The sequence below is a fragment of the Plantactinospora sp. CNZ320 genome (assembly GCF_002846275.1).
This window is the reverse complement of the sequence record NZ_PJMP01000001.1, coordinates 3,911,262-3,929,813: the sequence shown is the minus strand read 5'-3', so window position 1 is coordinate 3,929,813 and position 18,552 is coordinate 3,911,262. Positions and strand designations below refer to the sequence as shown.

The window sequence follows — 18,552 nt, the reverse complement described above, 5'->3', positions numbered from 1 at the left end:
GCAGCCGGCCGTCGATCGGTCGAGACCGCCACTCCCGTTTGGACGCCGGGATCGGTGGCGCCCGCGTTCGGTCGGTGGCCCTGAAGGAGGTTACCCAACCGGCCGCGAGGACCACGAAGGTCTCGCCCCGGCCCCTAGGGGAGGCGGCCGACAGCACCCGGGCGATTCAGGGGTACTTCCAGGGTGGTTTCCGGACCTCCGGCGGGTGCCCCCGGCCCTACCCTGGCAGCGTGACACTGATCGCGACCCAGTCGCTGACCAAGACGTACGGCAATCGGGTGACCGCGTTGTCCGACCTGACGGTCACCGTCGAGCCGGGCATCGTCGGTCTGGTCGGAGCCAACGGAGCTGGCAAGTCGACCTTCATCAAGATCATGCTCGGCCTGCTGGAGCCGACCGGCGGACAGGCCCGGGTGCTCGGCCTCGATCCGACGACCGACGGGCACCAGGTCCGGGCCCGGGTCGGCTACATGCCGGAGCACGACTGCCTGCCGCCGGACCTGTCGGCCGCGGAGTTCGTCACGCACATGGGGCGGATGAGCGGGCTGCCGAAGACCACGGCCCGGGAGCGGGCCTCCGAGACGCTGCGGCACGTCGGCCTCTACGAGGAGCGCTACCGCCAAATCGGCGGCTACTCCACCGGCATGAAACAGCGGGTCAAGCTGGCCCAGGCGCTGGTGCACGACCCGGACCTGCTGCTGCTCGACGAGCCGACCAACGGGCTGGACCCGGCCGGCCGGGACGCCATGCTCGCGCTGATCGAGCGGATCGGCACCGAGTTCGGCATCTCGGTACTGGTCTGCTCGCACCTGCTCGGCGAGGTCGAACGGATCTGCGACGCGCTCGTCGCGATCGAGGGCGGCAGGCTGCTCCGGTCGGCACAACTGGCCGACATGACCGGGGTGACCGAGGTGCTCTCGGTGGAGGTGAGCGAGGGCACCGAGGAGCTGGCCGCCCGGCTGGCCGCCGCCGGGCTGCCGGTCCGGCGGGACGGCCGGCTGCTGCTGGTACCGCTGCTCGACCCGGGGGCGGTGGCGGCCGGCGCGCAGGCGCGGGAGTCGGCACTCGACAAGACGTACGACCTCATCCTGACCGCGGTCGCCGAGCTGGACCTGCCGCTGCACCGGCTCGACCAGCGGCGGCACCGGGTCGTCGAACTCTTCGCCACCGATCCGGCCCGGGTTGCCGAGCCGATCGCCGCCGGCACGGCCCTGGAGGGCACCAGATGACCACGCTCGACGCCCCGCGGACCGACCGTCCGGCCGGGGTCATCCACGACATCGGCTACCAGCGGTACGACGGCCCCCGGCTCGGCCGGCGACACCTGGTCGGCGCGCTCTACCTGCACAGCCTGCGTGCCGCCTTCGGGCTCGGGCGCACCTTCAAGGCGAAGATCTTCCCGTGGCTGATCGTCGGGGTGGTCGGGGTGGTCGCTGCGGTGCTCACCGCGATCCGGGCCCAGATCGGCGAGGTGCCGCTGAGCTACGCCGAGTTCCCCGAGACGCTCAGCGTGCTGATCATCTTCTTCTGTGCCATCGCCGCCCCGGAACTCGCCTCCCGGGACCTGCACAGCGGGGTACTGCCGCTCTACTTCGCCCGCCCGCTGCACCGCTCGGACTACGCGCTGGTCAAGCTGGCCGCGCTGATCTCGGCCACCTTCCTCAGCATCGGCGTACCGCTGACTGTGATGTTCGTCGGCGCCGCGTTCATGGTCGACGGCATCGGGGCGGTCTGGGACGAACTCGGCGACTTCCTGCCGGCGCTCGGCTACGTCGCCGTACACGCGATCATCTACTCCGTGCTCGCGCTGCTGGTCGCCTCCCTGGTCCGGCGCCGGGCGGTCGCGGCCGGTGCGATCGTCGGGGCGTTCCTGCTGACCAGCCCGGTGGTCGTGGTGCTGTCGGTGATGCCGTACGAGGCGGCGACCCAGCTCGCCGGGCTGGCCAGCCCGGTCACCCTGGTCGGCGGGATCGGGGACTGGCTGTTCGAGGCAAGTGGTGACCTGGACATCGGCCCGTACGGCCCGCTCTACGGACTGCTCGGCGTCGGGTTCGTCGTCGCCGGCACCCTGCTGCTGCTCGCCCGCTACCGGAAGGTCGCCGCGAAATGAGTGACGTGGAACTGGCCGGGGTCTCCCGCTGGTACGGCAACGTGGTGGCCGTCAACGACGTGTCGATGAGCCTCGGCCCCGGAGTGACCGGGCTGCTCGGGCCGAACGGTGCCGGCAAGACCACCGTGCTGCACATGATGGCCGGGTTCCTGGCCCCGTCCAAGGGCACGGTGACGCTGGACGGCGAACCCACCTGGGGCAATCCGGGGGTCTACCGGCGGCTCGGCCTGGTCACCGAGCGGGAGTCGGTCTACGACTTCCTCAGCGCGTACGAGTTCGCGCTGGCCAGTGCCCGACTGCACCGGCTGGCCGAGCCGGAGGCGGCGGCCCGGCGGGCCATCGACCTGGTCGAGTTGACCGACGCGCAGGACCGCCGGATCGGCACGTACTCCAAGGGCATGCGCCAGCGGGCCCGGGTCGCCGCCGCCCTGGTGCACGACCCGGAGGTGCTCCTGCTGGACGAGCCGTTCAACGGGATGGACCCGAGGCAGCGGCTGCACATGATGGAGCTGCTGCACTCGCTCGGCGGGCAGGGCCGGACGATCCTGTTCAGTTCGCACATCCTGGAGGAGGTCGAGCAGGTCTCCGGCACCGTCCAGGTGATCGTCTCGGGCCGGCTGGCCGCCTCCGGCGACTTCCGGACCATCCGGCGGCTGATGACCAACCGGCCGCACGTCTTCGCGTTGCAGTCCAGCGACGACCGGCGGCTGGCGGTGGAGCTGATCGGCCAGCCCTCGGTGACCGGGGTGGACGTCACCCGGGACGGGCTGACCGTCCGGGCCGGCGACTACGGCAGCTTCACCCGCGCGCTGCCGAAGGTCGCGCTGGCCTCCGGCATCCGGGTACGCCGGCTGCTGCCCTCGGACGAGTCCCTGGAGAGCGTGTTCTCCTACCTGGTGGAGGCGTGAGGGCCGTGAGCGCGAGGAGTGAGCCGGTTTTGCGAGCCCCGCAGTCGCGAACTAAGGAGTGAGCTGACCATGTCGACTGTTTCCTGGATCACCGCGCGTGGGCTCCTCGGCCGCCGTCGGTTCCTGCTGCTCTTCCCGCTGCCCGTGCTGCTGGTCGGGCTCGCCGTACTGTCCCGGTCGGCGGGTATCGCCTCGACCGAGTGGGGCCAGCCGGTGGTGTACGGGCTGGGGCTGGCCGTCGTGCTGCCGGTCACCGCGCTGATCGTCGGTACGGCGGTGCTCGGCTCCGAGATCGACGACGGCACGCTGCTGCACATCCTGACCAAGCCGCTGCCCCGGTGGCAGATCGTGCTGCCGAAGCTGGCCGTCGCGGCCGGGGTCACCGCGCTGACGGCAGCCGTACCGCTCTACGTCGCCGGGGTACTTGTCGACTCCGTACGCTTCGGGCTCGGGCTGGCTGCCGCGAGCGCGGTCGGCGCGCTGGCGTACTCGGCGTTCTTCCTGGCCCTGAGCCTGCTGACCCGTCGCCCGGTGCTGCTCGGCCTGGTCTACGTGCTGATCTGGGAGGGCCTGCTCAACAGCGTCGTCAGCGGTACCCGGGTGCTGTCGGTGCAGCACTACGTGGTGACCCTGACCGACCGGATCGCGCCGACGGCGCTGCTTGACGGTTCGGTGTCACTGCCGGTGGCGATCGTGATGAGCGCGGTCTTCACCGTCGGCTTCACCCTGCTGGCGATCCGCCGGCTGGGCAGGTTCAGCGTGGCCGGCGAGACGAGCTGAGCTGGTCGGCTGAGCTGAGCCGGCGGGGTGGCGGCCCGGCATCCGAGGGCCGCCACTCGACACCATACGACTCAGCCGGTGTTGCGCATCCCGGCGGCGATGCCGTTGACGGTGGTGAGCAGGGCCCGTTCCAGGGCCGTACCGTCGCCGGGAGCACGCCGGCCGCCCGGGGCGGTGGCCACGGCCCGGCCGGCGGCACCCGAGTCGCGGTACTGCCGCAGCAACGCGACCTGGAGGTGGTGCAGCGGCTCCAGGTAGGTGTCCCGGACGGCGAGGGTGCGTTGCAGCACGGGGGAGTTCTCCAGCAGTGCGGGGGAGGCGGTGATGGCCAGCACCTCCCGCTTGGTCAGCTCGTACTCCGCCTCGATCATGTGGAAGATCGGGTGCAGCTGCTCCGGGACCAGGGTGTCGACGTACCGGCGGGCGATGTTCAGGTCGGTCTTGCTCAGCATCATCTCGACGTTCGACAGGAACGTGCCGAAGAAGTGCCAGGCCCGGTGCATCTCGGCGAGGATGTCGGCCATCCCCGCCTCCCGGGCGGCGGCCAGCCCGGACCCGACGCCGAACCAGCCGGGGACGATCTGCCGGGTCTGGGTCCAGCCGAAGACCCACGGGATGGCGCGCAGCCCGGCCAGTCCGGCGCCGGTGTTCGGCCGCTTCGCCGGCCGGGAGCCGATGTTCAGCGCGCCGAGCAGCTCGGTCGGGGTGGAGGCCCAGAAGTAGGCCGGCAGGTCCGGATTTTCCACAAGCGAGCGGTAGCGCCGGTAGGCCGCGCCGGAGACCACGTCCATCGTGGCGTCCCAGCGGTCGAGCGCCTCGGCCGGCTGCCGGGGAGTGGTGTGCAGCAGGGTGCTCTGCAACACCGCCGCCAGGGTCAGCTCCAGGTTCTCCCGGGCCAGCGAGGGCAGGGTGTACTTGTCGGAGATGACCTCACCCTGCTCGGTCACCTTGATCTCGCCGTCCAGCGTGCCGTACGGCTGGGCGAGGATCGCCTCGTGGGTGGGGCCGCCGCCCCGGCCGACCGTACCGCCCCGGCCGTGGAAGAGCCGCAGCCGTACGTTGTGCCGGGCGGCCACGTCCCGCAGCGCTCGCTGGGCCCGGTGGATGGACCACTGCGAGGTGGTGATCCCGGCCTCCTTGTTGGAGTCGGAGTAGCCGAGCATCACCTCCTGCACGTCGCCCCGAGCCGCCACGATCGCCCGGTACGCCGGCAGCGACAGCATCTCGTCGAGGAGTTCGCCCCCGGCGTCCAGCTCGGCGGGGGTCTCCAGCAGGGGTACGAAGCCGACCCGGGCCCGGCCGGTGTGCACGTCGACCAGCCCGGCCTCCCGGGCCAGCACCACGGCGGCGAGTACGTCGTCGACGCCGAGCGTCATCGAGATGATGTACGACTCGATCACCTCGACGCCGAACCGCTCCTGCACGTCCCGGATGGTGCCGAAGACGTCGAAGGTCTTCCGGGCCGCCTCGGTCAGCGGGGTGTCCATGGTGGATAGTGGCCGCCGGCCGGCCAGTTCCTCGGCGAGCAGCTTGGTCCGCTCGGTCCGGCTCAGCGACGAGTATTCCGGCACCTCGCCGACCTGGGTGTAGAACTGGGCGAGCACGACGTGGTGCGCCTCGGCGTGCTCCCGGATGTCCATGGTCGCCAGGTGCGGCCCGAAGGCGGCGACGGTGCGGATCGCCGAGGCGAGCCGGCCGACGGCGGTGAGCTGGCCGGAGTTGCGGGCCAGCGAGGCACGCATCAGTTCCAGGTCGGCGAGGAGGTCGGCGGAACCCCGGTAGTCCCGGCCCGGCACGTGCGCGGTGCCCTGGTTGAGCCGGCGCCGGGTGTTCGCGAGTTTGGCCCGGATGCAGCGGGCCTTGAGCCGGTACGGCTCCTCGGCGTTCACCCGGCGGAACCGGGGTGCCACCTCGGGGAGCGCGTCGAGGTCCTTGGCGAGGCTGGCGCTCAGGTCGAGGCTGACCCCGCGCAGCCGGCGGGAGACCGAGATCTCGTTGATCAGCGCCTCCATCGCCGCCTCGGTCGCCTGGATGCCGTGCTCGTACTGGATCAGCAGCACGTCCCGGGTGACCTGCGGAGTGACGAAGGGGTTGCCGTCGCGGTCGCCGCCGATCCAGGTGCCGAAGGAGAGCGGCCGGGCGGTCGGCGCGGTCTCCACACCCAGCCCGCGCAGCGTGTCGGCGAGGTCGTCGAGCACCTGCGGCGCCGCCTCGGCGTAGAGGTCGCGCAGGTAGTAGATGGCGTTGCGGGCCTCGTCGGTCGGGTCGGGCCGGTCGAGGCGCAGCTCGTCGGTCTGCCAGAGCAGGTCGAGCAGTTCGGCCAGCCGCCGGCTGGCCGGGCCCTCGTCGCTGGCCCCGTAGAGGATGGCGGCGGCGGCCTCGGCATCGAGTTCGTCGGCGACGGCGCGCAGCTTGGAGAGGATCGACCGGCGGGCCGCCTCGGTCGGGTGGGCGGTGAAGACCGGCCGGACGGAGAGCCGGCGGGCGACCGAGGCGATCTCCTCGGGCGGTACCCCGCGCTCGCGGATCAGCCGGGCGGCCTGGTCGAGCCAGCCGCCGTGCGTGGCCCGCTGGCGGCGCAGGTCCCGGGAGCGGTGCACCTGCTCGGTGATGTTCGCCAGGTGGAAGTAGGTGGAGAAGGCCCGGGCCAGCTTGGTTCCGGTGGTGACGTCCATCGCGCCGAGCCGCTGGGCGGCCGCCTCCGCGTCGTGCCGGACCAGGGCGCGGACCTCCTCGACCAGGTCGAGCAGGGGCGGACCCTCCTGGCGGGCGAGGGTCTGCCCGAGGAGCTTGCCGAGCCGGCGGATGTCGGCCCGCAGCGCGGCGTCGGGTCCGTCGTGATCATGCTGGTCGGTCACCGTGCGCTCCTTGATCGAGTACGGAGGACAGCGTTGTCCGACACTGGGAATGCTATCGGCGGCCGGTCCCGGAACGCTAACGAGGCCCGTGCCGTGCAGGCTGGCCGCCGACACTGGTAGAGCCTATCCGCTGCCGGCGAAAGGCGCCTTATGTCGACTTCCCGGACGCCCTTCCAGTGATCGTTAGTTTGCTCACGCCCGACCCCGGTCTGCTGCCGGACCTGGCGGGGATACCGCCTCGGGCAGGCTGTCGAGCTGCCCCGCTTGTGCATCCAGGACGCCCTGCGCATCCAGGACGCCCTGCCCACCTGAGACTCCCTGCCCACCCAAGGCTCCTGGCCCAGTCCGTCGCGGCACGGGGCTGCCCCGTCCGTGCGCACGTCGTCGCCTGCCCCGTCCTTGCACCCAGCTCGACAGTGTGCCGGGGAGGAATATGCCTCCCGAGGTGAGCCATGCCTCCCGGGCAGGTCACCGGCGGGGCGGGTCATCCTGCGCGGGCGGGCGGCCGGCGGCCTCGACGGTGCGCGCGATGCCGTCGAGCAGCAGGCGCAGCCCGAACCGGTAGGCGTCGGCCATCGCGTCCGGGGTGTCGACGAATCCGCCCGCCTCCCAGGTGCGGTTCATCGCCGGATAGCGCTCGACGTCGAAGTGTTCCGCCCAGAACGAGTCCCGGTCCGACCACCACTCGTCGGTGGACTGCCCGGTGACCCGCTCCAACTGGTCCGTCTCGGCCTGCTGCCGGGCGGCGGCGTCGACGAAGCTGACTATCGCGTTGCCGGCGGCGACCGTCTGCCGGGCCGGCAGGCCGAGGTCGGCCAGTGCGGCCAGCAGGTACTCCTGCTGGGCGAGCAGGCCCGGCCCCAGCGGCGGGCGGACGGTGGAGACCTCCCGCAGCCACGGGTGGCGCTGGTACATGGTCCGGGTCCGCTCGGCGTACAGCTCGATCCGGGCCCGCCAGCCCGTCGGGCGTACCTCGTCCGGGCCGGGGAGGTCGCGGTCGGCCATCACCCCGTCGACCATCAGATCGATCAGTTCCGCCTTGCCCGGGACGTACGTGTACAGCGACATCGTCCCGACGCCAAGCTCCTCGGCGACCCGGGCCATCGACATGGTGGCCAGCCCATCCCGGTCGGCGACCGCGATCGCGGCCTGCCGGATCTGGCGTACCGTCAGCCGGGGCGGGCGACCCCGGGCGGGGCGACCGGCGGTCCCCGGGGAGCCGGACGGCTGGGCGGTCCAGAGCAGCGCCAGGGTCCGGACGGGATCCCCGCCGCCGCTGCGCTCCACCGCCATCGTCCGCCTCCTTCGGGTACGGCCCGATGGTACTTCTCGTATCCCGTACGCGAATGATGCCGCGCCCGGCAGCCGTCGCTGGACGGGTCCCGGTCCGGATCTCCCCCGTCGGAGCGCCGGTCGAGGCCGCTTCGCGAGATCCGAACCCGGACCGCCCGTCACCGGGATCGATCACCGGTACTGCTGGGGATGCTGTCGCCGGTACCGGTCAACCGCGTTGAAGATTCGTGCTCACATCCGGCCCGGCTCCGCCGCTGCGGTGGTGGCCAGCAGCCGCCGGAGCTGGGTCGGCGAGTGGCCGAGCTGCTGCCGCAGGGTACGGGTCAGGTGGGACTGGTCGGCGAAGCCGTACTCGGCGGCCAGGCCGCGCAGGGTGTCGACCTCGCCGGCGGCCAGCGCGGTCAGTACGGCCCGGGTCCGCATCTGGTTGCGGTAGGCGGTCAGGCTCTGCCCGGTCGTCCGCTGGAAGACCCGGCTGAGGTGGTGCGGCGAACAGTGGACCTGCCGGGCCAGCTCGGTGAGGCCGAGCGCGTAGCCGCCGCCGCTGACCATCTCGCGTACCCGATCGGTCAAGCGGTGGTGCGCGGCGAGGGTGCCGGGCCGGCGTCGTACCGCCCGGTCCAGATCGTCCCCGGGCCGGTCGCTGCCGGCGGAGAGGAGGCGGCCGAGCAGCCGGTGCGTCCGTTCGGTCAGCTCGAAGTCGTCGATGCCGCGCACCGCGTCCGCGACCAGGGCCCGGTGCTCCAGATCCAGGTCGGCGCGGAGTCGGCCCTCCCAACCGGCGCCGCCCAGCCACCGTTCCCCGGCCGCCGAGCCGGCCAGCACCTCCGGGTCGACCTCGATCACCGTGTAGCTGTCACCGCATTGCAGCGGGTGCGAGACGATGAGGTCGTCGGAGGGCTTGAGGAACAGTGCCGAGGTCGGGTCGACGAAGCGTTCCCGCCCGTTGAGCCGGCGCAGATAGCCGCCGGAGCGGGCCAGGTGCACGGTGAAGTGGCCGCTCGGCCGGGCGGGTCTCCAGCCGCGGTCGGTGTTGTGGCACAACACCTCGTAGAGGCCCGTCCCGTCCGGTTTGCCGAGCCATCGCCACCGTGCCTCTACCCGTCCGTCCGGGCCGGGCATGTCCCTGAAACCGGGCATCGCATCTGGAGAATCGGACATCGCGCCTCCTCCTCTTGGAGGGAAACGCCCGAGCGACGTTCTCGGGTTGTCCCCGGATCCTGCCGCAAACGGCGCCGGCTGCGCTGCGGGTCGGGCGCCCGCCGATGGCTCCGCTACGGGTCGCGCTCGCGCGGTGCCGGCCGTGCCGCAGGGTTTGTCGGGCTCAGGGGATAGGCTTTACGACGGCGTTGAGGAGGGGCCCTTTCCGGCACGGCAACGCCTCGGGTCCTGCCTCACCCCGCACCCCCCGTCCGCATCGGGCGTGGGGCACTTTCCGCGTGCCCATCTGCAAGGTTGTGATCTGCGTGCTCACCGGTCTGCTCACCGCCGCGCTCCGTGATCCCGCGCTGGCCCGGGCCCGCTCGCTGGCCCGCACCGGCGGTCCGGACGCCGACGGGCTCGACCTGACCGCCCCGCCCGCGCTGCGACCCTTCCTGGTCGCCGCCGTGGCGGCCGGCGAGGAGGCGGGCGGTGCCGGCCGCTCGGTGCTCGCCGTCACCGCCACCACCCGGGAGGCCGACGACCTGGCCGCCGCGCTGGGCAGCCTGCTCCCGCCGGAGCAGGTGGTGGTCTATCCGGCCTGGGAGACGCTGCCGCACGAGCGGCTCTCGCCCCGGTCCGACACCGTCGGCCGGCGGCTCGGCGTGCTCCGCCGACTGGCCCACCCCGACCTCGCCGAGCACCCCGGCCCGGTCCGGGTGGTGGTCGCCCCGGTCCGCTCGGTGTTGCAGCCCCAGCTCAAGGGGCTGGGCGACCTGGAACCGGTCCGGCTCGCCGTCGGGGCCGAGGCCGGGCTGGAGGAGACCGCCCGCCGGCTCACCGACCTGGCGTACGCCCGGGTGGACCTGGTCACCAAGCGTGGGGAGTACGCCGTCCGGGGCGGCATCCTGGACGTCTTCCCGCCCACCGACGAGCACCCGTCCCGGGTCGAGTTCTGGGGCGACGAGGTGGAGGAGATCCGCACCTTCGCCGTCGCCGACCAGCGGACCATCGAGGCCGTACCCGCGCTCTGGGCGCCGCCCTGCCGGGAACTGCTGCTCACCGGGCCGGTCCGGCGGCGGGCCGCCGAGCTGGCCGAGGAGCACCCCGAGCTGGCCGAGATCCTGGACAAGCTCGCCGAGGGGATCCCGGTCGAGGGGATGGAGTCGCTGGCCCCGGCGCTGATCGGCGCGGACTCGCTCGAACTCGTCCTGCACTGTATGCCGGCCGGTAGCCACGTACTGCTCTGCGACCCGGAGCGGATCCGCACCCGGGCGCACGACCTGGTGCGTACCTCGGCGGAGTTCCTGGAGGCGAGCTGGGCCGCCGCCGCCGTCGGGGGCCAGGCCCCGGTCGACCTCGGCGCCGCCGCCTTCAAGACCCTGGCGGAGGTACGCGCCACCGCCGCCGCCCTCAACCAGCCCTGGTGGTCGGCGTCCCCGTTCGGCCTGGTCGAGGCCGCCCCCGGCCCGGCCGCCACTGTCGAGCCGTGGGCGGTGGAGCCGGAGCCCGAGGTGACGGTGGTGCCGGACACCGGTGAGTCGGTGGCGCTGGCCGCCCAGCCGGTGCCGCTCTATCACGGCGAGACCGCCCGGGTCGTCGACGACCTCAAGCGCTGGGTCGGTGACGGCTGGGCAGTGGCGCTGGTCTTCGAGGGGCACGGGCCGGCGCAGCGCGCCGTGGAGGTGCTCCGGGACGCCGGGCTCGGCGCGGCGCTGACCGAGACCGTCCCGGCACCGCCGGCCGCCGGTGAGCTGGTGGTGACCTGCGGCTCGCTGAACCACGGCTTCCTGGACCCCTCGGCCCGGGTCGCGGTGGTGACCGGCAACGACATCACCGGTGGCCGGGGCTCGTCGACCCGGGACATGCGCAAGATGCCGAGCCGGCGGCGCAACACCATCGACCCGCTGGAGCTGCGGGCCGGCGACTACGTCGTGCACGAGCAGCACGGCATCGGCCGGTACGTCGAACTCGTCCAGCGCACAGTCAACGGCGCCGACCGGGAGTACCTGGTCATCGAGTACGCGGCAAGCAAGCGCGGCCAGCCCGGTGACCGGCTCTTCGTCCCCACCGACCAGCTCGACCAGCTCTCCCGTTACGTGGGCGGCGAGCAGCCGACGCTGCACAAGATGGGCGGCGCCGAATGGCAGAAGGCCAAGGCGCGGGCCCGCAAGGCGGTACGCGAGATCGCCGCCCAGCTCGTCCAGCTCTACGCCGCCCGCAAGGCGTCCAAGGGGCACGCGTTCGCCCCGGACACCCCGTGGCAGCGGGAGCTGGAGGACGCCTTCCCGTGGACCGAGACGCCGGACCAGCTCGCGGCGATCGAGGAGGTCAAGCGGGACATGGAGCAGTCGGTCCCGATGGACCGGCTGATCTGCGGCGACGTCGGGTACGGCAAGACCGAGATCGCGGTCCGGGCCGCCTTCAAGGCGGTGCAGGACGGCAAGCAGGTGGCCGTGCTGGTCCCGACCACGCTGCTGGCCCAGCAGCACTACAACACCTTCTCGGAGCGGATGGGGCAGTTCCCGGTGCAGATCCGGCAGCTCTCCCGGTTCCAGACGCCGAAGGAGGCCGAGCGGACCCTGGAGGCGGCCGCCGACGGCAGCGCGGACATCGTGATCGGTACCCACCGGCTGCTCCAGTCGGCGACCCGGTTCAAGTCGCTCGGCATGGTGGTTGTCGACGAGGAGCAGCGGTTCGGGGTCGAGCACAAGGAGCACCTGAAGACGCTGCGTACCGCCGTGGACGTGTTGACCATGTCGGCGACGCCGATCCCCCGGACCCTGGAGATGGCGATCACCGGCATCCGGGAGATGTCGACCATCGCCACCCCGCCGGAGGAGCGGCACCCGGTGCTGACCTTCGTCGGGGCGTACGACGACAAGCAGGTCGCGGCGGCGATCCACCGTGAGCTGCTCCGTGACGGTCAGGTCTTCTACCTGCACAACCGGGTCGAGTCGATCGACCGGGCGGCGCGGCGGATCCGGGAGCTGGTGCCGGAGGCCCGGGTCGCGGTGGCGCACGGCCAGATGGGCGAGGACGCCCTGGAGAAGGTCATGGTCGGCTTCTGGGAGAAGGAGTACGACGTCCTGGTCTGCACCACGATCGTCGAGTCCGGCATCGACATCCCGAACGCCAACACGCTGATCGTGGAGCGGGCCGACCTGCTCGGGCTGGCCCAGCTGCACCAGATCCGGGGTCGGGTCGGTCGGGGCCGGGAGCGGGCGTACGCCTATTTCCTCTATCCGCCGGAGAAGCCGCTCACCGAGCACGCGCACGAGCGGCTGGCCACCATCGCCCAGCACACCGAGCTGGGTGCCGGGATGTACGTGGCGATGAAGGACCTGGAGATCCGGGGCGCCGGCAACCTGCTCGGCGGTGAGCAGTCCGGGCACATCGAGGGGGTCGGGTTCGACCTCTATGTCCGGATGGTTGGCGAGGCGGTGCAGGCGTTCAAGGGCGAGGCACCGGAGGAGGAGGCCGACATCAAGGTCGACCTGCCGGTGGACGCGCACCTGCCGCACGACTACATCGGGGTGGAGCGGCTCCGGCTGGAGATGTATCGCAAGCTCGCCGAGGCCCGGGACGCCGACCGGCTGGCCGAGGTGGTCGCCGAGATGACCGACCGGTACGGCGAGCCGCCCGCGCAGGTCGCCAACCTGGTGGCGGTGGCCCGGTTCCGGCTGCTGGCCCGGGCGTACGGGCTCACCGACGTCTCCGCCCAGGGGCGGCACCTGCGGTTCTCCCCGCTGCCGCTGCCGGACTCGAAGCAGTTGCGGCTCAAGCGCTACCACCCGGACGCGGTCTACAAGTCGGCGACCGACCAGGTGAGCGTGCCGCGCCCGACGACCCGGCGGATCGGTGGCGAGCCGTTGCGCGACCAGGCGCTGCTGGACTGGTGTGCCCAGCTCCTGCGGGACGTGCTCGGCGAGCCCGCGAGGTCGGCGTCGGGGCAGGCCGCTCCGGGACAGGCTGCTGCGGGACAGGGTGCGCCGGGGCAGGCCGCGAGGTGAGGCCGAGCGGGGAGCCCGACCCCGTGCCGAGGGCGGCTGGGCTGCGTGAGAGAGTGTCGAGCATGCAGCGTGCCCGTCGTCTGGCTTCGATCGCGGTCATTGCCGTGCTCGGCACCACCGTCCTGTCCGCCTGCCGGTCCGACTCCAGCGTCGCGGTCTATCTCGGGGACAAGAAGATCACCGAGGACGAGGTGACCTCGGTGCTCGACGACGTCCGGAGCAAGGCGACCTCGCCGGCCGCCGCCGCACCGGGCGCCACGCCCGCGCCGGGTGCCGCCGGGCCGAAGACGCCGAGCCGGACCGAGGTGGTCGGCACCCTGGTGATGCGGGAGGTCTGCCTCAAGCTCGCCGCCGACAAGGGCTTCAAGCCGTCCGAGCAGGCTCCGATCGAGCGGATCGCCGAGGCGACCGGCCTGCCGGTGGACTCCCGCTACGTGCGGCTCTTCTCCGAGCTGGACGCCTGCCGGGCCGGTATTCCGGTGGCCCAGCCGGTCGCGCCGACCCAGGAGGAGCTGCTGGACGTGGTGACCCGGGGCCGGGCCGCCGGGGTGATCCCGCCGGACGCCAAGGACGGCGAGGCCGGGCAGCAGCTCGACGGCGACGTGCTGCGCCGCGCGCTGGCGGTCCGGAACACCCTGACCGAGGCGCTGGACAGCTCCGACATCACTGTCAACCCGCGCTACCGCCCGCTGGAATACCCGGTGCTGACCTTCTCGGACAGCAGCCCGGCGCTTGTCGTCCCGATCGGCCCGTCCGGCTCCGACACCGTGGTCGACGCCCGCTGAGCGGCCGGCAGCACACCGCCGGTACCACCGGTCGTGCCACTCTGGGTCCGGGGACCGCGATGACCGTACCGTCGACCACCCCCACCGGCCGATGACCGGGGTACCGCCCGGTCCGGCCGGCCGGATCGTGCTGCTGGTCACCTCGCCCCGGCTGCCGGCCGGGCTGCTCACCGCGCCCGCCTGGGACGTCGTACGCGGCTTCCCGGTGCTGGCCGGAGCGGAGAGCGAGCTGGCCACGGCGGTACGCGCGGCGGGTGCCGAGGTGACGGTGACCGCGAGTCCGGTACCCGACCTGCTGGCCACGGTCGCCACACACGGTACGGCGGTCTGGCTGGCCGGCCCGGCCGGCGACGAGGACCTGGCCCGGGAACTGGGGTTGCGGCTGGCCCGCGAACCCGGGCTCGCCGAGCTGGAGCTGATGTACGGCTCCTGGGACCCGCCCGGTGCCCGGCTGCTCGACGCGGTCGCGGTGATGGACCGGCTCGCCTCGCCCGGCGGTGACCCGTGGAAACGGGCCCAGACGCACGCCTCGCTGGCGCAGTACCTGCTGGAGGAGTGCTACGAGGCGTACGACGCGATAGCGGCCGACGATCTTGTGGCGCTCCGTGAGGAGCTGGGCGACGTGCTGTTGCAGGTGGTGCTGCACGCCCGGCTGGCGGAGAACCTGCCCGAGGAGCAGCGCTGGTCGATCGACGACGTGGCCGGTGGGCTGGTGGCGAAGATGGTCCGGCGCAACCCGCACGTCTTCGCCGACACCGAGGTCGGCGGCATCGACGAGATCATCGAGAACTGGGAACGGATCAAGCGGGCGGAGAAGCCCCGGGCCTCGGTACTCGACGGGGTCGCGCTCTCCCAGCCGGCGCTGGCGCTGGCCGCGAAGGTGCTGCACCGGGTGGCCCGGGCCGGGCTGGACCTGCCGCCGGTGGCGCCGCCGGACGGGGCGGACGAGTCCGTACGGCTCGGTGCGACCCTGCTGGAGACGGTGGCCCGGGCCCGGGCGGCGGGGTTGGACGCCGAGGCGGCGCTGCGCCAGGCGACCCTGTCCTACGCGGCGATGGTGCGCTCGGCCGAACGGGATTCCGTACCCCCGTCCTGACGCCGGGACAGGCCCGCGGCCAGGCCGACGGCGATGCCGGCCGCCGCCACCAGTACCCCGACGGTCTGCCCGGGATGCGGCAGCCGACCGGCCTGCACGGCGGCGGTGAGCAGGGTGGCGATCGGCATCAACCCGACAAGTACCCCGGCCCGGTCCACGCCGAGCTTGCGCAGCCCGGTGAACCAGGCGAGGAAGGCGACCACGGTCATCATCGCCGCCAGGTAGCCGAAGGTGGCCGCCTCGGTCGGGGTGGGCAGCCGTAACCTGCCCAGTTCACCGGCCGGGATCGCCGCCAGCAGCAACAGCGGTACGGCCAGCGCACAGCTGTACGCGGCGACGCGTACCGGTCCGAGCCGGGGCAGTACGACCGCGGCGAGCAGCGAGAACGCGATCTCGCCGCCGAACGCCCCGAGCGAGGCGAGGATCCCCGTCGCGTCCGCCCGACCGCTGCCCTGCACCAGTGCGGTACCGGCGACGACGATGCCGGCCGCCGCGACCAGTCGGAGCGCCGGACGGCGTCCGCTGGTGAGCGGACCGAGCAGGGCGAGCCCGAGCGGTGCGGCCCCGATGAAGGTGCCCAGTACGGCCGGGTCGGCGTGCGGCAGCGCGATCAGGACGCAGGCGTTGAACCCGGCCATCCCGGTCAGCGCGAGCGTGGTCAGCACGACCAGTTCCCGCCGGTTCGGCCGGCCGGGCAGGGGCGTGTCGCCGGCCAGCAGACGCGGGAAGCGGTGGAGCAGCGCGAAGAGTACGGCGGCGGCCAGCGCGTACCTGACCGCCTGCCCGGTCAGGTGTGGATAGTCGAGGACCAGTTGGCTGAGCGAGACGGAGCTGCCGACCAGCACCATCCCGACGACACAGAGCAGCACCGCGACCGGGTTGGAGAGCTTCACCGGACCGACGCTAGGAGCCGTTTGGTCCAGGGGACAGAGCCAAACCCGGTCGCCTCGACAGGGCCATACGTGCACGCGTCACCGGTCCCGCGACCGGGCGAGCCGATGCGCCGGCCGACGGGGGCCGACGGGGGCCGACCTGATCGTCTAGGTTTTTCCCATGCCACCATTCGTGCCGCTCGCCGAACGGATCGTCGACGCGCTCCTGGCGAGCGACCCCGACCTGGCCTCGTCGGTAGGCGAACACGGTTTCGACGACCAGTTGCCGGACCGCTCCGCCGACGCCGTCGCCGGGCGGGTGGCGATGCTGCGGGACGCCGCACACGCGCTCTCCGAGGTGGACGCCGAGGAGCTGGACGTACCGGAACAGGTGGACCACGCCGTACTCACCGCGCTCGTGGACCGGGGCATCTTCGAGCTGACCGAGGTGCGGTCGCACGAGTGGAACCCGCTGGTACACAACCCGGGACCGCTGCTGCACGCGCTGCTCGCCCGGCCGTTCGCCCCGGCCGAGGTACGGCTGACCAGCCTCGCCGCGCGGCTGGCCGCCGTACCGGACGCGTTGGCGACGGCGCGGGCGGTGCTGCACGACGTACCCCGGATCCACGCCGAGACCGCCGTCGGGCAGTTCGAGGGCGCGGCGGCGCTGGTCCGGAACCAGGTGCCGGCCCTGCTGGCCGAGGCGCCCGAGCTGCGCGACGTGGTCGAGCCGGTCGCCCGAGAGGCGGTCCGCGAGCTGACCGGGTTCGCCGACCGGCTCCGGGCCGGACTGCGCGACGACACCGGGCCGGGTCGGGACCCCCGGCTGGGGCGGCGGCTCTGGGAGGCGCGGCTCTGGCACACCCTGGACACCGAGCTGGGTGCCCGGCAGGTCCTCGACTCCGCCTGGGCGAACCTGGAGCGGGTCACCGAGGAGATCCGCGCGGCGGCGGTCGAACTGGTCGGTGGCCCGGCGTCGGACGAGACGGTACGCCAGGCGCTGTCCCTGCTCGCCGACGAGCACCCGGACAACGCCTCGGTGGTGCCGCTGGCCCGGACCACCCTTGACGAGGTGCTCGACTTCGTCGCCGACACCGAGCTGGTGTCGCTGGTCGACGACGCCTGCGTGATCCGGGAGATGCCCGAGCACGACCGGGGGGTGGCGGTCGCCTACTGCGACGCGCCCGGACCGCTGGAGCCGGCGGCGGTACCGACGTACTACTGCATCGCGCCGACCCCGGCGGACTGGTCGGCGGCCCGGGTGGAGTCGTTCTTCCGGGAGTACAACGACCACATGATCCGCAACCTGACCGTGCACGAGGCGGTACCGGGACACTTCCTCCAGTTGGCGCACGCCCGCCGCTACCGGGGCAGCAGCCGGGCCCGCGCGCTCGGCCACTCGGGGCCGTTCATCGAGGGTTGGGCGGTCTACGCCGAGGAGGCGATGGCCGCGCGGGGTTTCGGTGGGCTGGCGGTACGGTTGCAGCAGCTCAAGATGCAGCTCCGGATGACGATCAACGCGATTCTCGACCAGTTGACGCACTGCGAGGAGCTGTCCGAGTCCGACGCGCTCGCGCTGATGATCGGGCGGGGCTTCCAGGAGGAGGGCGAGGCGGCCGGCAAGTGGCGCCGCGCACTGCTCACCTCGACCCAGCTCTCCACCTATTTCGTCGGCTACCACCAGGTCGCCGGGATCGCCGCGCGCCGGCCGGCCGGGGTCTCGGTCCGGCAGTGGCACGACGCGATGCTGGCGCACGGCTCCCCGGCACCACGGCACCTGCCGGCCCTGCTCGGCCTGGACGAGTACGACCTCGGCTGACGGACGGGTACGACCGCGTCTGGCGGGTCAGGCGGGCTGGCGGTCCGCCTCGGCCCGCCGGTCGACCAGTCCGGCACCGGCCGGCAGGTCGAAGGCGCTGCTCTCCACCGCGTCGCGGTAGCGACTCAGCGCGACCTCCAGGGCGGTGCCGTCGACCGTACCGGTGAAGCTGCCCAACGCGCCCTCGCTGGTGATGCAGGCGTCGAAGCCGGTCGCCGGGGCATCGCTGAGCTCGTCGACCTCGACACAGGTGGCGTGCCGGCCGGCGACCGTGGTGTCGTACTGCCGGATCGTCGCGTCCGGGTCCAGTGCGGCGGCGGTGAGCAGTCCGACCACCACCGGCGGGCTGACCAGACCGCGCTTGTTCATGTCGGCGAATACGGTGAGCGACGGTTTGTCTTTCACCGCCGGCGGTGCGGTGATGGTGCAGGAGGGCCGCTTCGTGCTGGTGTCGCAGGCCGTGGTCGCGTCCGCGGTGACAGTCAACTTGCCACCCGGATAGGTGTACGCCGCGCGCAACGGGTCCTGCGACTGCGCGATGGAGGCGCTCTGGCCACCCGGAAGCTGGTAGTCGGCCGAGTAGGTCAGCTCGTTGGCCCCGTCCAGCCGGGCGGCGAGGTCGTTCACCAGGTCTGCCCGGCCGATCACCCGACCGGCGTCGTCCAGGGTCTGGCACCCGGAGATCGTCAGTACGGAAATGATCGCCCCCGCGAGTACCCGGAGTGAGATCGACACAGCCGGCATGGCCCACAGCCTTCCCGATCGGGTCAAGCGCGCGCAAACCGGTTCCCACGTACTGTGAAGGATCTCCACAAATGTCGGGCGGTCCCGCGCTCCGTCGGCCGCCCCCGGAGGCAGCGCCCGTCGTCCCGGACCGG

General features: G+C 72.6%; 13 protein-coding genes. 8 read left to right on the top strand and 5 right to left on the bottom strand.

Annotation, left to right across the window (positions count from 1 at the left end):
* The first annotated feature begins 230 nt into the window (after window positions 1-230).
* The 4 genes from CLT71_RS17260 (at window position 231) to CLT71_RS17245 (ending at window position 3,798) form a co-directional block, all read left to right on the top strand.
* Window positions 231-1,229 carry an ABC transporter ATP-binding protein gene (locus CLT71_RS17260; protein ID WP_101368018.1) on the top strand — a complete coding sequence of 333 codons (999 nt, stop codon included), beginning with the start codon at window positions 231-233 and terminating at the stop codon, window positions 1,227-1,229.
* Entirely contained in the window at window positions 1,226-2,110 is an 885-nt protein-coding gene (locus CLT71_RS17255) for an ABC transporter permease (RefSeq protein ID WP_101368017.1), read from the top strand. The genes CLT71_RS17260 and CLT71_RS17255 overlap by 4 nt, the downstream gene beginning before the upstream one ends.
* Window positions 2,107-3,018, top strand: a complete 912-nt coding sequence (locus tag CLT71_RS17250; RefSeq protein WP_101368016.1) for an ABC transporter ATP-binding protein — start codon at window positions 2,107-2,109, stop codon at window positions 3,016-3,018. The genes CLT71_RS17255 and CLT71_RS17250 overlap by 4 nt, the downstream gene beginning before the upstream one ends.
* 69 nt (window positions 3,019-3,087) lie before the next feature.
* Window positions 3,088-3,798: an ABC transporter permease gene (locus tag CLT71_RS17245; RefSeq protein WP_101368015.1), complete on the top strand. Its 711-nt coding sequence runs from the start codon at window positions 3,088-3,090 to the stop codon at window positions 3,796-3,798.
* Window positions 3,799-3,869: 71 nt separating this feature from the next.
* Here the strand turns inward: CLT71_RS17245 and ppc are convergent, their stop codons facing one another.
* From ppc to CLT71_RS17230, 3 genes are all read right to left on the bottom strand, one after another.
* On the bottom strand, window positions 3,870-6,656 hold the full coding sequence (gene ppc, locus CLT71_RS17240) for a phosphoenolpyruvate carboxylase (protein ID WP_101368014.1): 2,787 nt from the start codon (window positions 6,654-6,656) through the stop codon (window positions 3,870-3,872).
* Window positions 6,657-7,124: 468 nt separating this feature from the next.
* Window positions 7,125-7,949 (bottom strand): TetR/AcrR family transcriptional regulator C-terminal domain-containing protein, encoded by an 825-nt coding sequence (locus CLT71_RS17235; RefSeq protein ID WP_101368013.1) that lies wholly within the window; start codon window positions 7,947-7,949, stop codon window positions 7,125-7,127.
* A 231-nt stretch (window positions 7,950-8,180) separates the two neighbouring features.
* The gene (locus CLT71_RS17230) at window positions 8,181-9,110 is read right to left on the bottom strand and encodes a helix-turn-helix transcriptional regulator (protein ID WP_101368012.1); all 930 of its coding nucleotides are present in this window, start codon (window positions 9,108-9,110) and stop codon (window positions 8,181-8,183) included.
* 305 nt (window positions 9,111-9,415) lie between these two features.
* On the opposite strand from CLT71_RS17230, the gene mfd reads away from it, so the two are divergent.
* The 3 genes from mfd to CLT71_RS17215 all read left to right on the top strand — a co-directional run bounded on the left by mfd (window position 9,416) and on the right by CLT71_RS17215 (window position 14,983).
* Window positions 9,416-13,102 carry a transcription-repair coupling factor gene (mfd, locus tag CLT71_RS17225; protein ID WP_101371528.1) on the top strand — a complete coding sequence of 1,229 codons (3,687 nt, stop codon included), beginning with the start codon at window positions 9,416-9,418 and terminating at the stop codon, window positions 13,100-13,102.
* A gap of 62 nt (window positions 13,103-13,164) precedes the next feature.
* Entirely contained in the window at window positions 13,165-13,887 is a 723-nt protein-coding gene (locus tag CLT71_RS17220; RefSeq protein WP_101368011.1) for a hypothetical protein, read from the top strand.
* A gap of 91 nt (window positions 13,888-13,978) precedes the next feature.
* Window positions 13,979-14,983 carry a nucleoside triphosphate pyrophosphohydrolase gene (locus CLT71_RS17215; RefSeq protein WP_101368010.1) on the top strand — a complete coding sequence of 335 codons (1,005 nt, stop codon included), beginning with the start codon at window positions 13,979-13,981 and terminating at the stop codon, window positions 14,981-14,983.
* Here CLT71_RS17215 and CLT71_RS17210 read toward each other — a convergent pair.
* Window positions 14,932-15,876, bottom strand: coding sequence for a DMT family transporter (locus CLT71_RS17210; protein ID WP_101368009.1), 945 nt, complete (start codon window positions 15,874-15,876; stop codon window positions 14,932-14,934). The two genes, CLT71_RS17215 and CLT71_RS17210, sit on opposite strands and share 52 nt — an antisense overlap.
* Window positions 15,877-16,036: 160 nt before the next feature.
* On the opposite strand from CLT71_RS17210, the gene CLT71_RS17205 reads away from it, so the two are divergent.
* A complete protein-coding gene (locus CLT71_RS17205) occupies window positions 16,037-17,674 on the top strand; it encodes a DUF885 domain-containing protein (RefSeq protein ID WP_101368008.1) in 1,638 nt (545 codons plus the stop codon).
* A gap of 27 nt (window positions 17,675-17,701) precedes the next feature.
* Here CLT71_RS17205 and CLT71_RS17200 read toward each other — a convergent pair whose 3' ends face one another.
* Window positions 17,702-18,418 (bottom strand): hypothetical protein, encoded by a 717-nt coding sequence (locus tag CLT71_RS17200; RefSeq protein ID WP_101368007.1) that lies wholly within the window; start codon window positions 18,416-18,418, stop codon window positions 17,702-17,704.
* Between the last annotated feature and the right edge of the window lie 134 nt (window positions 18,419-18,552).

Excerpts from the sequence above, each read along its gene's own strand:
- CLT71_RS17255 (WP_101368017.1), top strand. The coding sequence starts at position 1,226 with ATGACCACGCTCGACGCCCCGCGGACCGACCGTCCGGCCGGGGTCATC.
- CLT71_RS17250 (WP_101368016.1), top strand. The coding sequence starts at position 2,107 with ATGAGTGACGTGGAACTGGCCGGGGTCTCCCGCTGGTACGGCAACGTG.
- CLT71_RS17245 (WP_101368015.1), top strand. The coding sequence starts at position 3,088 with ATGTCGACTGTTTCCTGGATCACCGCGCGTGGGCTCCTCGGCCGCCGT.
- CLT71_RS17235 (WP_101368013.1), bottom strand. The coding sequence starts at position 7,949 with ATGGCGGTGGAGCGCAGCGGCGGCGGGGATCCCGTCCGGACCCTGGCG.
- CLT71_RS17230 (WP_101368012.1), bottom strand. The coding sequence starts at position 9,110 with ATGTCCGATTCTCCAGATGCGATGCCCGGTTTCAGGGACATGCCCGGC.
- CLT71_RS17220 (WP_101368011.1), top strand. The coding sequence starts at position 13,165 with ATGCAGCGTGCCCGTCGTCTGGCTTCGATCGCGGTCATTGCCGTGCTC.
- CLT71_RS17215 (WP_101368010.1), top strand. The coding sequence starts at position 13,979 with ATGACCGGGGTACCGCCCGGTCCGGCCGGCCGGATCGTGCTGCTGGTC.
- CLT71_RS17205 (WP_101368008.1), top strand. The coding sequence starts at position 16,037 with ATGCCACCATTCGTGCCGCTCGCCGAACGGATCGTCGACGCGCTCCTG.
- CLT71_RS17200 (WP_101368007.1), bottom strand. The coding sequence starts at position 18,418 with ATGCCGGCTGTGTCGATCTCACTCCGGGTACTCGCGGGGGCGATCATT.